This is a genomic window from Pseudoalteromonas sp. SMS1, assembly GCF_021530565.1.
GTDB lineage: Bacteria > Pseudomonadota > Gammaproteobacteria > Enterobacterales > Alteromonadaceae > Pseudoalteromonas.
The window spans coordinates 171,753-188,850 of the sequence record NZ_JAKGBI010000011.1 but is presented as its reverse complement, the minus strand read 5'-3'; the positions used below and the strand labels follow the sequence as shown (position 1 = coordinate 188,850).

3 protein-coding genes are annotated in these 17,098 nt (G+C 44.4%); all 3 read left to right on the top strand.

Features of this window, described 5'->3' with window-relative positions:
- Nucleotides 1–3,138: non-ribosomal peptide synthetase (locus tag L1286_RS13160; protein WP_235407516.1), on the top strand; the 3,138-nt coding region annotated here is incomplete at its 5' end.
- A complete protein-coding gene (locus L1286_RS13155; RefSeq protein ID WP_235407515.1) occupies nucleotides 3,135–9,803 on the top strand; it encodes a non-ribosomal peptide synthetase in 6,669 nt (2,222 codons plus the stop codon). The genes L1286_RS13160 and L1286_RS13155, both read left to right, overlap by 4 nt.
- Nucleotides 9,800–17,098: a non-ribosomal peptide synthetase gene (locus L1286_RS13150; protein WP_235407514.1), complete on the top strand. Its 7,299-nt coding sequence runs from the start codon at nucleotides 9,800–9,802 to the stop codon at nucleotides 17,096–17,098. The genes L1286_RS13155 and L1286_RS13150 overlap by 4 nt, the downstream gene beginning before the upstream one ends.

Below are 17,098 nucleotides of genomic sequence, written 5' to 3'. Positions count from 1 at the left end.
TTGACAACAGTATTCAGTCAAATTATCGCACGTCATGAAGTGTTGAGGTCCGTGTACACTGAGGTTGATGGTCAAACGTTACAGCATATCCGCGCAATTTCGGATGTGGATTTCACCATCAAGGTACATGATGTCAGCACGCTCACCGGTGAGGCGCAAAATGATGCGGTGATGGCGACAGTTGAGGCCGATATTGTTGCGCCATTTAACCTCGCCGAAGAGTTGATGCTGCGTGTTAATTACATACAAACTGGCGATGAAACCGGCGTATTAGTGTTCAATATGCACCATATTGCTTCTGATGGTTGGTCCATGGAAGTGCTCACAAATGAGTTCTTTGCCCTGTATGATGCGCTTAGTCAAGGGCAAACCAGCCCATTACCAGCACTGGATATTCAATATGTGGACTATGCACACTGGCAGCGCACCCACTTAGAGGGGGAGGTGCTAGATAAACAGTTGGCTTATTGGGAAAAGCAACTGGATGAAGTGCCACCTGTACATAGTCTGCCATTGAGCTACCCTCGCCCAGACAGCAAGCAACATGTCGGTGCAATTGTACACAGTAGCTTACCGGCTGACGTGGCTACGCGTTTACAAGCCCTGGCTAAACAGCATCAGCTTACGCCGTTTATGCTGTTACATGGGGCGTTGTCACTGCTGTTAGCAAGGCACAGTAATAGTGCTGATATTGTCATCGGTACGCCAGTGGCAAACCGACTACAAGACGCGCTGACGCCTTTGATCGGGTTTTTTGTCAATACACAAGTGCTTAGAGCAAATACAGATCACGCTACTTTAGCGGACTACTTTAAGCACATTCGTCAGGTGCACGTTGATGCCCAAGCGAATCAGGATGTGCCATTTGAGCAGTTAGTGGAGCGCTTGAAGATCCCAAGAAGCACTGCACATACGCCGTTGTTCCAAATTATGATGACAACCGAAACCGACTATGGGCTGAGCCAAGGCGAGTCTTCAACAGAGATTTCGGGTGTAGAAATTACGCCTTACGATGCGCAAACTATACAAACAAAGTTTGATTTGAGCATTGATTTGAGCATGAGTGATGCTGGTGTGGGGATCAGTTGGACTTACGATGTCAGCTTATTTGACGCGCAATCAATTGAACGCTTGAATGATCACTTATGCCGTTTATTACGCGGATTGAGCGAAGTCAATGACGGCACTGTGAGACCGTATCATCTGCCTATGTTGTCGCAATCGGAGCAGCAACATTTGCTGACAGCGCTCAATGAGACTGCCAGCGATTACCCTAAAGATAGTTGCTTACATGAGCTCGTAGAGCAACAAGCGGCGATCAACCCAGACCGTATTGCAGTGGTATTTGAAGACCAGCAACTGACGTTTAAGGCATTGAATGAGAGAGCAAACCAGTTAGCACATTGTTTGGTTGAGACTCAAGGTGTGACCCCTGACACGTTAGTGGGCCTGTGCGCAGAGCGTTCATTAGAGATGGTTGTGGGTATGTTGGGAATTATGAAGGCGGGTGGTGCATATGTGCCGCTGGATCCGAGTTACCCAGATAGCCGATTGGCCTATATGATAGAAGACGGTGACATCAATACCATCGTCAGTCATACACCGGTCAGCCATTTATTGAGCGACTTTAAAGGGACGGTAATTGAATTAGACAAAGACGATGCGCACTTAGCGTTCAGTACAGACAATATTACGAAGTCAGCCATTGGTCTTTCATCTGCCAATTTGGTTTATGTGATTTACACATCGGGCTCCACAGGCAAACCAAAAGGTGTCATGGTTGAGCATCAAGCGGTGTTTAATCGTATCCACTGGATGTGCAATAAATTTAGCATGACAGCGGAAGATAAAGTGCTACAAAAAACGCCGTATAGCTTTGACGTGTCAGTGTGGGAATTCATGTGGCCTTTGGCGACAGGCGCTCAACTTGTGATGGCAAAACCAGGTGGACATCGAGATCCGGAATATTTGTGTGCGCTGATCCAGCAGCATAAAATCACTCAATTACACTTTGTGCCTTCAATGTTAGGGGTGATTTTAGAAAGCGACTCATTTAAGAAGTGTACCAGTATTAAGCAAGCATTTTGCAGTGGAGAAGCATTGCAATTGAATCATGTGCAAGGGTTTTATGATGCGATAGCCGGTGCGCAATTACACAACCTATATGGCCCAACAGAAGCGGCAATAGAAGTCAGCCACTGGGATTGCTCAGGAGATGCCCCAAATGGTGTGCCCATTGGACATCCACTGCACAATATACAGTTGGTTGTCTTAGATAAGCATTTGAACCCAGTGCCAAAAGGTGTCACGGGGGAGCTGCACATAGGCGGAGACTGTTTGGCGAGAGGATACCTCAATCGCCCTGATTTAACGCAAGCCAGCTTTATTGACAATCCATACCATGATGAGAGCAACCCAAGCAGTTCACCGCGACTATATAAAACGGGGGATTTGGCAAGGTTAAGAGCGGATAATGCGATTGAATATCAAGGTCGTGTTGATCATCAAGTGAAGATACGTGGATTGAGAATCGAATTAGGGGAAGTAGAAACCCAGTTAGGTGCACAAGCAGGGGTGGATTCGGCACTGGTGTTGGCCAAAGAGCTGGCGGGTAGCCAGCAATTAGTTGGCTATGTTAAAGCAAAAACGCCATTAGATGAGGCGGCACAACTTAAACTGGTTTCAGAGATCAAAGTGAACCTTTTGGCAGAGTTACCAGATTATATGGTCCCCAGCATATTACTGGTCGTGAGTGAGTGGCCATTGACGGTCAATGGTAAAATCGATCGCAAGTCATTACCGGAGCCGGACAGCAGTGCAGCACTTTTTGATTACGTTGCACCGGAAACGGAGACGGAACGTGTCTTGGTAGACATTTGGGCGGAGTTGCTTGGCGCGGACCCAGATAAGCTCAGTACCACGGCTAATTTCTTTGAGTTGGGTGGGCACTCACTCATGATAGTACGTTCTGTTGCACTGATTAAACAAAAGCTAGAAGTAACGATGGAAGTCGCAGCCATGTTCGATAGCGCTAACATCCAAATGCTTGCAGAAACGATAGACAGCAAAAAACTAAAAATTAAATTTACGCAAGTTGAAACTGAAGTAGCGGACGATGAAATGGAGTTGGTAATATGATTAAACTGCTAGAAAAACTATTGGATTTAGGGATTAAGTTAAAGCTAGATGATGCTGGCAATTTAAAGCTAATTGGCAAGAAAGAGAATTTGACCTCTGAGCTAATTGGTGAAATAAAGAAAGAAAAACAAAGCATTGTAGAATGGCTCTCCGAGCAGACGCGTCAAGATCTGGCAAATATTGTTAAAATTGATGAACGTGGGGAGTTATCCCCCACGTCATTCTCTCAACAGCGGCTATGGTTTATAGATCAATTGCAGGGGGGCACGCCTGAGTATCATATGCCAGTGGTGTTTGATGTCTCCGGCGACCTAAATATATCGCTTCTCAATGATGTGCTCACGCACATCATTGATCGGCATGAAGTGTTGAGAACCACCTATATTGAAGCCGAAGGAGAGGCCAAGCAGCGTATCTTACCTATGTCAGATGTGCATTTTGCAATCGATGTTCAAGACTTCCAGTCCCTTTCTCCTGAAACGCGAACTGAGACGGTAAAAGCGCAAGTAGAGCGGGAAATTGCAAAGCCATTTAACCTTGCTGACGACATCATGTTACGAGTGTGTTATTTGCAAACAGACGCTGACGCGGGTGTCCTTGTATTTAACATGCACCACATTGCCTCAGATGGTTGGTCAATGGAAGTTCTGACAAATGAGTTTTTCGCTCTGTATGAGTCATTCAGTGCGGGTAAGCCTTCACCGCTGCCAGCGTTAGGCATCCAGTATGCAGATTATGCTCATTGGCAGCGTACGCACATAGAAGGAGAGGTACTTGATAAGCAGCTTGCGTATTGGGAACAGCAGCTGGCAGACATACCGTCTGTTCACAGCTTACCCTTGAGCAAACCAAGGCAACAACACAAGCAATATGTGGGTGCCATTGTTAAGGGTAGCTTACCGGCTTACACTAGCCAGCTACTGCAGCGACTCGCAAAACAGCATCAACTCACCCCTTTTATGTTATTGCATGGGGCGTTAGCATTGTTATTGGCCAGGCACAGCAATAGTACTGATATCGTCATTGGCACGCCTGTCGCAAACAGGCTTCAGCAGGAGCTTGCGCCACTGATAGGCTTTTTTGTGAATACGCAAGTACTCAGAGCGAATACAAATCACGAAACGTTAGCGGATTATTTAACGCATATTCGACAAATTCACTTTGGTGCTCAATCCAATCAAGACGTGCCCTTTGAACAATTAGTTGAACGTTTAAAAATACCAAGAAGTACAGCACATACACCTTTATTTCAGTTAATGATGACCACGGAATCGGACTATGGCATGCAAGGAGACACAGATTTTGACTCTGTAGATTTGCCAGGCGTAAATTTTAAACCGTTCCAGTCTCAATCTGTTCAATCGAAGTTTGATATGAATATAGATTTAAGTATTTCTGAGGCGGGTGTAGGTATTTTGTGGACCTACGATGTCAGCCTGTTTGATGCGCAGTTCATTGTAGAGCTCAACAATCGTTTATGTCGGTTATTGACTGGGCTCAGTGAAGTCACGGACAGCACTATATCGCTCAACACCTTGCCTTTACTCAGTGACTCTGAATTGCAATTTCTTATTCATGATGTCAACGAGACCGCTTCAGACCTGCCGCAGCGAGCTTGTTTACATGAGCTGTTCGAGCAACAAGCAGCGTTGACGCCAGATAAGGTTGCGGTGGTATTTGAAGGTGCGACTTTGAGTTATCAAGTCCTAAATGATAAAGCAAATGCACTGGCGCATCATTTAATCAATAAACATGCTGTCAAGCCGGGTACGTTAGTTGGCTTATGTACCGAGCGCTCATTTGACATGGTGATTGGAATATTGGGCATTATGAAAGCAGGCGGCGCTTATGTGCCAATTGACCCAAATTATCCGCAAAGCCGAATCGATTACATCATTGCTGATGCTTCGTTAAAGACCGTAGTGAGTCATGCCCAAACAAACGGGGCTTTGGGTGATTTTGCCGGTCAAACTATTGCGTTGGATTATGAAAAAATTTATGCAGAGCCACATACAGGAAACATTGCGACATCAACATTGGGATTGTCGTCAACGAGTTTGGCCTATGTGATTTATACCTCTGGATCAACGGGTAAACCGAAGGGCGTGTTGACGGAACACGGTGCTTTAATGAACTTCTCAGCCGGGTTTGAGCATCAATTGCAAGTATGTCGTGATTATAAAAATGGGTGGTTGTGGCTGTCTTCTTTTATCTTTGATGCCTCTTTAAAAGGGATAGCGCTGTTGGCAAACGGGGTGAAGTTAGTTGTACCATCGCAGGCACAAATGAAATCGCCAGAGTCATTGGTATCACTCATTGAAACGCAAGATTTAAGTGTGATCAACGCGACGCCGCAGCTCCTTGAGCTCATTGTTAAGCAACCTAATTTGAAGGCATTGGACATTATCTCCAGTGGAGAGAAAATGGGACGCACAACATTTGAGTCATTACAAGCTTATACACAAGCCCACAATACAACCTTTATCAATGCGTATGGGCCTACTGAAACGACGGTAAATAGCTGTTATGCAGTTCAAAACAAGTTAAATAAAGAACTGATTGGTAAGCCAATGCGTAATACCACTTGTTATGTTTTGGATAGGGATAAAAATATTGTGCCACTTGGCACGGTAGGTGAATTGCATATTGGTGGCATGGGCTTAGCGCGAGGTTATCTAAACCGCCCAGAGTTAACTGCGGATTGTTTCATAGACAACCCGTATTATGATGCGAATAGGCTGCACAGTTCAAAGAGGCTTTATCGAACGGGCGACCTTGTTCGACATATGATAGATGGCAATCTAGAGTTTGTGGGGCGCGATGATGATCAGGTTAAAATTCGAGGCTTCAGAATAGAGCTCGGGGAAATAGAAGCGCAATTATCAGCGCTGGAGAATGTTGACTCTGGTGTCGTCTTAGTCAAAGAGGTCGGTGAAAATCAACAACTGGTGGGATATTTCAAGTCCACGCAGGCAATAGAAAAAAAACAAGTCAATGAGTGCATAAATGAGATCAAAGCATCACTCGCAAATGTAGTACCTGATTACATGGTACCAAGTTTTCTTGTGCCAATGGATGAATGGCCATTGACCGCGAGCGGTAAAATTGACAAGCAAGCCTTACCAGCACCTGATGGTAATCTATCACAGCATGAGTATGTCGCACCAGCCAATGAAACTGAGCAAGGTTTGGTAGAGATTTGGTCACAGTTGTTGGGTATTGAAGCAGAGAAAATCAGTACTGCGTCAAACTTTTTCGAATTAGGCGGACATTCATTATTAAGTATCCGATTGGTTGCAGGCATTAGAGCACGCTTTGCCGTAGAAGTACCCGTTCAAGTTGTATTCGATGCACCTACATTAGCCGATCTATCTGTGGCGATTGAGTCGCATGACAACTCAGTGCCAGTTGTACCAATTGAAGTAATAGAACGTGTGCAAGATCACTACGATGTATCATTTGCTCAGCAACGCCTTTGGTTTATGGATAAACTACAAGGGGGGACACCTGAATATAATATGCCGATGGCGTTCAACGTCCCTGGCAGCTTGGATATGCCGTTATTGAATCAGGTATTCATGCGTATTATTGAGCGCCATGAGATACTTAGAACGGTGTATATTGAAGTAGAAGGTGAGGCTAAACAGCGTATTTTGGATATCTCTGAAGTCGACTTCTCAATAAAAGTCAGTGATTTACGACATCTCACGGGTGAGACGAAAACAAAAGCTGTAAGAACGCAAGTGGAGGCTGAAGCCGCGAAGGTGTTCGATTTGGCACATGATCTAATGTTGCGTGCGACCTATTTACGCACTTCGGAGGAAACGGGGGTGCTTGTCTTTACTATGCATCATATTGCTTCTGATGGTTGGTCAATGGAGGTACTCACAAAAGAGTTTATTGCGTTGTATGACGCGCTTGGACAAGACAAAGCTGAACCGCTTCCTGCGATAACGGTGCAGTATGCTGATTATGCACACTGGCAGCGAACACATATCGAAGGGGAAGTACTAGACGGACAACTTAACTATTGGCAGACGCAGTTAGCAGATCTACCTCCGGTGCACAGTTTGCCTCTGAGCTACCCAAGGCCAGACACTAAACAACATGCAGGTGGATTGTTACAAGGTCATTTATCGGCCGATGTGGGCGCTCGTTTGAGTGCAATCGCCAAGCAATATCGCCTTACCCCATTTATGTTGTTGCATGGTATTGTGTCGTTGCTGTTGTCTCGACACAGTAATAACGCTGACATTGTAGTCGGTACACCTGTTGCCAATAGGCTGCAAGATGAATTAGCGCCTTTAATTGGGTTCTTTGTGAATACACTGGTTTTGCGGGTTGACACAAATCATGAGAGTTTACCCTCGTATTTTGAACATATCCGACAGGTGCATTTAGACGCACAGGCCAATCAAGATGTGCCATTTGAACAGTTAGTTGAACGATTAAAAGCCCCACGAAGCACGGCGCATACGCCATTATTCCAGATCATGATGACCACAAATACCGATTATGGGGTGAATCAAAGAGATGCGGCTGCGTATTTATCAGGGATGGAGATTACGCCCTATGATGCAGACTCTGTGCAAGAGAAGTTTGACCTAAATATTGATATAAGCCTAAAAGAAGAGGGAGTGGGGATTTTCTGGAGTTATGATCTAAGCTTGTTTGATGCGGATGCAATTGCACGACTTAACACCCATTTATGCCAATTACTCACAGGACTCAGTGAAGTATCTGATTTCTCTGTCGCCCCTCATCAATTGCCGATGATAAGTGCGCAAGAGCATCACCATCTTGTGGTTGAGTTAAATGACACGAGTTTGGATTATCAAAAGCACCACTGTATTCATGAGCTATTTGAACAACAGGTACAAGTAACAGCCGATCAAACGGCGGTTATATATGAGGATTCATACTTAACATATCGTGCCTTGAATGAGCGTGCCAATCAGCTGGCTCATTACTTAGTTGAGACACAGGGCGTACAACCGGATACGTTAGTGGGGCTTTGTGTGGAGCGTTCACTTGATATGGTGGTTGGTATTTTAGGTATTTTAAAAGCTGGATGTGCCTACGTGCCTCTAGATCCGAGTTACCCTCAAAGTCGCCTAGACTATATGCTTGAAGACGCTGCGTTGAAGACCATTGTGAGTCACAAGCAAGCCTCAGGTAAATTAGGTCGCTTTTTGGGCGAAGTGATTGACCTCGGTAATACAGCGCTTCTTAAACAATATAATTCATATAATATCGCCAAATCATCTATTGGACTAACATCGTCTAATTTGGCTTATCTTATCTATACATCTGGGTCTACTGGCAACCCGAAAGGCGTCATGGTTGAGCATCATTCAGTGTGCAACCTTATTGCCTCACAGCAAGTGTCGTATGGCTTTGAGTCAAATCGACGGGAAGTCGGTATCTTGTTAGCCAGCTATGCATTTGACGCATCGGTAGAGCAAATTTTTCTGATGCTGTTATCAGGGGGGCAGTTAGTAATTCCAAGAAAAGAAGTATTATTATCAGCTGAGGGGTTGAGTAAGTGCATTTTTTCTAATAAAGTGTCTCATGTAGACAGTACACCATCACATTTATTAAGCTTTGTTCCAAAGTTAAAGTTTGAAAATGTCGCTAGAATCGTGTCTGGTGGTGAGCCATTTATTGCTCAGTTAATGGATTATATTCGTGCCGATGTGTTTAATGTCTATGGCCCTACCGAAGCTTGTGTGACAAGTCATGTATCGCGATTGAATCATGCGATTGGAAAAGGGGTAGGGAACAGTAATACGTTTGTTCTATCAGACAAGCTAGAGTTAGTCGTCAAAGGCGCTGTTGGTGAGCTATACATTGGTGGTGCTGGTTTAGCTCGTGGTTACTTAAATCGACCAGATTTGACCGCAGAACGGTTTATTGACAATCCGTATTACGATGAAAATAACTCGAACAGTTCAAAAAGGTTATATCGCACTGGGGATCTAGTCCGTTATTTACCTGATAACAACTTAGAGTTTATTGGACGTGTTGATGATCAAGTAAAAATTCGAGGCTTTAGAATTGAACTTGGTGAAGTTGAATCTCAGCTAGCGGCTCAGGCCGAAGTAGATTCTGCTTTGGTTATGGCAAAAGAATTAGCAGGTAGTCAGCAGCTTGTGGGTTACATAAAACCAACTCATGAACTGGAGGTGAGCAGTCACGCAAGTTTAGTATCTGATGTTAAAGCTAGCTTGTTGAGCCAATTACCTAACTACATGGTACCAAGTATGCTAATTGTGGTTAATGAGTGGCCATTAACACCCAATGATAAAATAGATAGAAAAGCACTCCCAGAGCCAGACAGCAATTTATTGCTAGGTGAGTACGTTGGGCCACAAAGCAAAACTGAAAAAGCTTTAGTGGAAATGTGGTCGGAGTTATTAGGGGTCGATGCGAACATCATCAGTACAACATCCAACTTCTTCGAATTGGGTGGACATTCTCTGATGGTTGTTCGTTCCGTAGCAATGATTAAACAAAAATTTTCGGTTAGCTTAGAGGTGGCGACGATGTTTGATAGCCCAGATATTCAGAAGCTTGCTGAGAGCATAGATAGAAAAATAATAAGAATGAAATTTAAACGAGCTGGTAATGCAATTGAAGAAGACGAAGTGAGGTTGTCTATATGAACAAGCTTCTAGAGCATTTATATGAGCTAGGAATTAAATTGGAGCTTGGTGAATCTGATAACCTAACAGTGATCGGGAAAAAGGAAAACTTAACACCTGAACTGATTGGGGAAATCAAACTAGAAAAGCAAAATATTATTGAATGGCTAAAAGAAGATGTCGATGAAGACCTAGCAACAATCGTGAAAGTGAGTGAGAGAGGGGAGCTATCTCCCACCTCTTTCTCGCAACAGCGTTTGTGGTTTACTGACCAGCTTCAAGGGGGATCACCAGAGTACAATATGCCGATGGCTTTCAATGTTCGGGGTAACCTGAACATTGCTTTGCTCAATGATGTGTTTAAACACATCATTGAGCGTCATGAGGTACTTAGAACAGTATATGTTGAAGTCAATGGTGAAGCTAAACAGCGGATCCTGAAAAATTCAGATACTGATTTTTCAATTGATGTGCGAGACTTTAGGCATCTCACGTGTGAGACACAATCAAACGCGGTAAAAACCGCTGTTGAAGAAGAAATGACGAAGCCGTTTGATCTCGGCCATGATCTGATGTTGCGTGCGGCTTACTTTCAAACAGCCGATGAAGCAGGGGTGTTAGCTTTTAATATGCATCACATTGCTTCTGATGGCTGGTCCATGGATGTTTTTACCAATGAATTCTTTACACTCTATGATGCATTTAGCCAAGGGCATGTGGATCCCTTCCCGCCACTTGGAATTCAATATGCAGACTATGCGCATTGGCAGCGAGAACACTTAGAAGGTGAGGTATTAGAAGGACAGTTATCGTATTGGGAAAAACAATTATCAGAAGCACCGCCAGTACATAACTTACCACTTTGTAAACCCAGACCAGATAGCAAACAGTATGTAGGCGCAACCGTAACCAGTCATTTGTCAGCCGAGATTGCACAGGGTCTTCAAGCTTTAGCACAGGCACATCAGCTTACGCCATTTATGTTATTACATGGTGCACTTTCATTGCTCCTGTCAAAGCACAGCAACCACCCAGATATTGTAATAGGTACGCCGGTGGCTAACCGGCGGCAAGAAGCGCTCGCACCACTCATTGGATTTTTTGTAAACACCTTAGTTCTCAGAGCAAACACAAATCACAATACATTAGCGGACTATTTCAAACACATTCGACAAGTTCATTTGAATGCACAATCCAATCAAGATGTCCCTTTTGAACAACTGGTTGAGCGATTAAAAGTACCGAGAAGTATAGCGCATACACCGTTATTTCAAATTATGATGACAACAAATACAGATTATGGCGTTGCGCAAGATGATGCGTTGGTTGAGTTGTCTGGTGTGGAGATTTCACCTTTTACTGCGGATGCTACTCAAGCTAAATTCGACCTGACCATTGATATTGATATCAGTGATAAAGGCGTCAGTGTTGGTTGGACCTATGATGTAAGTTTGTTTACCGAGCAAGCAATAGCGCGATTGAATGAACATTTGACAAGCTTGTTGGGCTCCCTCAGTGCGATAACTGATAGTACTATCTCACCGAGCAGTTTAGCTGTTTTATCGCAAGAGGAAGCACAGCATCTGATCACGGAACTCAATGACACTGCGACAGATTATGCGCGTGCATTATGCCTGCATGAATTATTTGAAGAGCAGGCAAGGCAAAACCCCAACAACGTGGCAGTGGTTTTTGCCGATCAGCAACTAACATATAAGGCACTTAACGAAAAAGCAAACCAACTTGCTCACTACTTGGTCAGTGAGCAAGGTGTCAAGCCAGATGCCTTGGTTGGCCTGTGTACTGAACGCTCGATTGAGATGATTGTAGGTATATTAGGTATTTTAAAAGCGGGGGGCGCTTATGTGCCACTCGATCCAAGTTATCCTCAGAGTCGACTTGAACATATGATGGTGGATGCGTCGTTGACGACGATTGTGAGCCATACGCGCGTGACTTCATCGTTAGATGCGTTTAGAGGGCGAGTGATCCATATTGATGATGAGCCTCTCTTAAGCAGTTGCAGCAAAGACAACCTACCAGTGTCGTCTTTGGGGTTAGACTCGTCTAATTTGGCCTATGTAATTTACACTTCAGGGTCGACCGGCAAGCCCAAAGGCGTTGAGGTAGAACACCAAGGTGTTGTTGCATTTGTTTCCTCCGCAACCTACGCCAATATTACGCTCGCTAGTCGTATGCTTAGTCTGTCTTCATATGCTTTTGATGGGTTTATTTATGACTTTATGTTCAGTCTATTGAATGGCTCTGAGCTATTTATATATGACCGAGAGACTATTCTTGATATTGAAAAGTTAAAGCGGCGCATTGAGCAAGACAACATAGAAAACTTCTTTTGTACCACCGCACTATTTAACCTTTTAGTGGAAAACCAAGCGTTCACAAATACCAATGTAAAGCAGGTTTTATTTGGGGGTGAAAAGTGTAGTGAGATTGCGATTGCAAAGTTTAAAGATCTGTATCCGCACATCAGTATAGTAAACGTGTATGGGCCAACGGAATCAATCGTGTTTGCGACCGCTTGCGAATTAAATGCAATCGACGAAACGCCGATAGGCAAACCGATCAACAATAACACTTGTTATATATTAGATGATCAGCAAAATTTAGTACCTAAATGCTGCATTGGTGAATTATATGTGGGTGGTGCAAGTTTGGCGCGTGGATACTTAAATCGTCCTGAACTGACCGCTGAGCGTTTCATAAACAACCCATATTTTGACGAGCAAGATCCGTCCAGTTCGCAAAGACTATATCGCACGGGTGATCTAGTGCGCTATCTACCTGATGACAATATTGAATTCATTGGACGCGCAGATGATCAGGTTAAGATCCGCGGGTTCAGAATTGAATTGGGAGAAGTTGAATCGCAGTTAGCAAATCAAGCTGGCGTTGAGTCCGCCTTGGTTATGGCAAAAGAGCTAGCGGGGAGTCTCCAACTGATAGGCTACTTAATCCCGACTGACGCATATGACCAACAGGCATCTTTGGACTTTATTACTGATTTAAAGGCACAGCTCGGTGCACACCTGCCAGATTATATGGTACCCAGTGTGTTGATGATAGTGGATGCGTGGCCTCTCACGCACAATGGTAAGGTTGACAAAAGAGCGTTGCCACAGCCTGACAGCAATACATTGCAGCAGGAGTATATTGCGCCGAGTACCGAAACAGAGCTTGTACTTAGCGAGGTTTGGGCAAAATTGCTGGGTACTGATGCTGACAAAATGAGTGTTACAAGCAACTTTTTTGAGTTAGGCGGCCATTCTCTACTCAGTATTCGATTGATAGCAGCCATTCGTGCTCAATTTAACGTCGAGCTGCCAGTGCAAGCTGTGTTTGATACTTCCACGCTGACTGAATTGGCGGACGCGATAGAGCTGCATCGCGGCAATGCATTGCTGGCACCGCTAACACCAATTGAAAGAGATCAAGAAGCGTATGCGGTGTCATTTGCGCAGCAGCGCTTATGGTTTATTGACCAATTACAGGGACAAACGCCAGAGTACAACATGCCGTTGGCGTTTGAAATCAAAGGAGCGGTGAACATCTCCCTATTGAATCAAGTGTTCTCGCAGATCATTGCTCGTCACGAAATATTGAGAACCATCTATGTTGAAGTGAATGGTGAAGCTAGACAGCGGATCTATGCCGAATCAGACATCGACTTCAATGTCTCGGTCAGCGACTTTAGAGAGCACAGTGGTGAACTTCAAAGCGAGTTAGTTAAAGCACAGGTAGAAAAAGAGATCGTTTCTCCCTTTAACTTGGCAACAGATTTGATGCTGCGAGCGTGTTATTTGCGCACCGAGGATGAATTAGGTGTCCTCGTGTTTAATATGCATCATATTGCTTCTGATGGTTGGTCAATGGAAGTGCTCACTAAAGAGTTTTTTGCACTTTATGATGCATTTAGCCAAGGCAAAGAAAATCCGTTACCAGCGCTAGGCATTCAATATCTTGATTATGCTAACTGGCAGCGAACCCACCTTGAAGGAGCGGTGCTAGACAAGCAACTCGCCTACTGGGAAAAACAATTGGCCGACGTGCCGCCAGTTCACAGTTTGCCGCTGAGCTATCCGCGCCCAGATACAAAACAACATGTGGGAGCAATGGTTGAGGGCAGTTTGCCCGCCTCGGTGGCGATACGTCTGCAAGCACTTGCCAAGCAGCATCAGATAACCCCATTTATGTTATTGCATGGTGCACTTTCTTTGCTACTTTCTAGGCATAGCAATAGTTCGGATATCGTTGTAGGCACGCCAGTGGCGAACCGATTACAAGAAGAACTGACACCGCTTATTGGTTTCTTCGTTAATACACAAGTACTTAGAGCAAACACCGAACAGGCGAATTTATCCGAATATCTGAAACATATTCGACAGGTTCATCTAGATGCGCAGTCCAACCAAGATGTTCCATTTGAACAATTGGTTGAGCGGTTAAAAGTACCGAGAAGCAACGCGCATACACCGCTGTTTCAAATTATGATGACGACCCAAACCGATTTTGGTTTGAATGAAGTCGGCGACGCGACACAGGTGTCAGATGTTGAAATTGCCCCTTATGGCGCAAACATGGTGCAGGCTAAGTTCGATTTAAAGGTGGACTTGAGTATCAGCGAGCATGGGGTCGGTCTCAACTGGAGTTATGATGTCAGCTTGTTCGATAAAACAGCGATTGAACGACTTAACGGCCATCTTTGTCGTTTGTTAATAGGGTTGAGCGAATGTGCAAAAGGTGACATGGCTTTGCATCAGTTACCTATGTTAGCGGAGGATGAACAACAGTATCTGCTCGCTGAGCTGAGTAATACAGAGGTGGCTTATTCAAAAGCGCTTTGTTTACACGAACTATTTGAGCAACAAGCAAAAACAAACCCAAAAGACATTGCACTGGTGTGTGAAGGTCAAACCATGACCTTCGAAGCTCTCAATGGCCAGGCAAACCGATTGGCGCATTATTTGAGAGAAACACACGGTGTTCTTCCCGATAGTTTAGTGGGCCTATGTACCGAGCGATCAATAGATACCGTAGTGGGGATCCTAGGGATTATGAAAGCGGGTGCGGCTTATGTGCCAATGGACCCTAATTATCCTCAAAGTCGACTTCAATACATAATTGAAGATGCCGCACTGAGTACGATTGTCAGTCATACCAAAGTCAGTGAAAAATTAGCAGCGTTTAATGTCGAAGTGACTGCGATAGACAGCGATGCGTACACTCAGTTCAGTGCGCAGAATATTGAAAAGTCTTCGTTGGGCCTAACGTCATCGCATTTGGCATATGTGATATACACGTCAGGATCGACTGGTCAACCAAAAGGTGTGCTGACAGAGCACCGGTCGCTTATGAACTTTGCGGTTGGATTTGAACAGCAATTACAGGTTTGCAATCAACTTCAAAATGGATGGCTGTGGCTTTCATCATTTGTTTTTGATGCATCATTGAAGGGGATTGCCTTATTGTCGTCAGGTGTGAAGTTAGTGATCCCTTCAGAAGCACAAGCAAAGTCGCCAGATGCACTGGTCGAGCTGATTAGTCAGCATGAGTTGGGACTGGTCAATGCAACACCGCAATTATTAGAATTAATTGTTAAGCACCCTAATTTAAAACCTGTCGATATCATTTCTAGTGGTGACAAAATAGGGGGGGCGGCATTTGCTGTCTTTAAGCACTATGCACAGACCCACAAAGTCAAATTTATCAATGCCTACGGACCAACTGAAACGACAGTAAACAGTAGTTTCGCGCTACAAAACGAATCAGACAAGGAGACGATCGGTAAGCCAATGGCCAATACCACCTTCTTGGTATTGGACACCAATTTGCAACTTACGCCTAATGGGTGTGTAGGCGAACTGTATATCGGTGGTCATGGGCTAGCTCGGGGCTACCTTAATCGCCCAGAACAGACCGCAGACTGTTTTATAGACAATCCGTACTTTGATGCACACAGCCTACATGGTCATGACCGCTTATATCGGACAGGGGATTTGGTGCGGTATCAGCCTGACGGCAACTTAACATTTGTTGGGCGCGTTGATCACCAAGTTAAAGTGCGTGGCTACAGAATTGAGTTAGGTGAAATTGAGTCTCAGTTATCTGTACACCCAGAAATTGATTCGGCATTAGTGTTGGCTAAAGAAATCGCAGGAAGTCAGCAGCTTATTGGGTATGTTAAAACCTGTGAAGCGCTCAACAGCAACAGACAGTCAGCGCTAATCGCTGAATTGAAAACGATTTTATCCAATCAGTTACCAGATTATATGGTGCCGAGCATGTTCATTGCTTTGGATACATGGCCTCTAACGGCAACGGGTAAAATTGATAATAAGGCGCTGCCAGTTGAGAACTGTCTGTCTACGACAGATGAATTCACGGCGCCACACACGAGTACTGAGCGCATACTTGTGAACATTTGGTCCAACTTACTCAATTTGGGCGCAGATAAAATAAGTACGAATACCAGTTTCTTTGAAGTGGGGGGGCATTCGCTGTTATTGGTGAGGTTGCTCTCAAAGATTCAAGAAGACTTGCACGTGCAAGTCGAGCTACCGCAGCTGTATGAAGCGGATAGCATACAAAAGCAGGGACAATTAATAGATTCGAACGAAGGCTTATCGACTAGCTTGATACGAACCATTGCACAGTCAGATGAGGCGAATGAGCATATTATATTTGTTCCGGGGGTCGCAAGCACGGCACAAGATTTTAAAGAGGTTTTTGAATTGTTACCCAAGCATGGTCTTAACATTAGCGTGTTGCACCATCTGGGGCTCAATAGCAATGAAGTCTATTTTGAATCAATAGATCAGGCCGTCAGTGCTTATGTGGATGAAATTTTAAAAGAGGTAATATCAGAAAACAGTCAAATTACGTTAGTGGGTCACTCTTTTGGTGGGTCAATTGCACTGGAAATCGCCGTGGCTTTAGGCCGCCTAGGTATATCGGTGCATACCACACTATTAGACACTTATTTTGAGCAACCTAGGTTATTTGAAATGAGTAAAGAGGCAAGCTTAGCTGAGGAGTTGATGCTTCCTGAGCACTTAAAGGCCCTCTATTTGCATCAATCCAACTTATTTAAAAGTTATGTGCCAAGTGATGCATTGGACATTAATGTTGAAATGGTATTTGCAACGCAAAGTCTGAATGGTGATACCTACCAACGTTATCTGGGTGAAACATTTAATGCCATCCAGTATCAAACAACATCTGTGGAAGGGGATCACTTCTCGATGTTGCAAGGTGAAAGCGCGAAAAAAATATTAAAAATAATCAAAAGAAAGGACTAG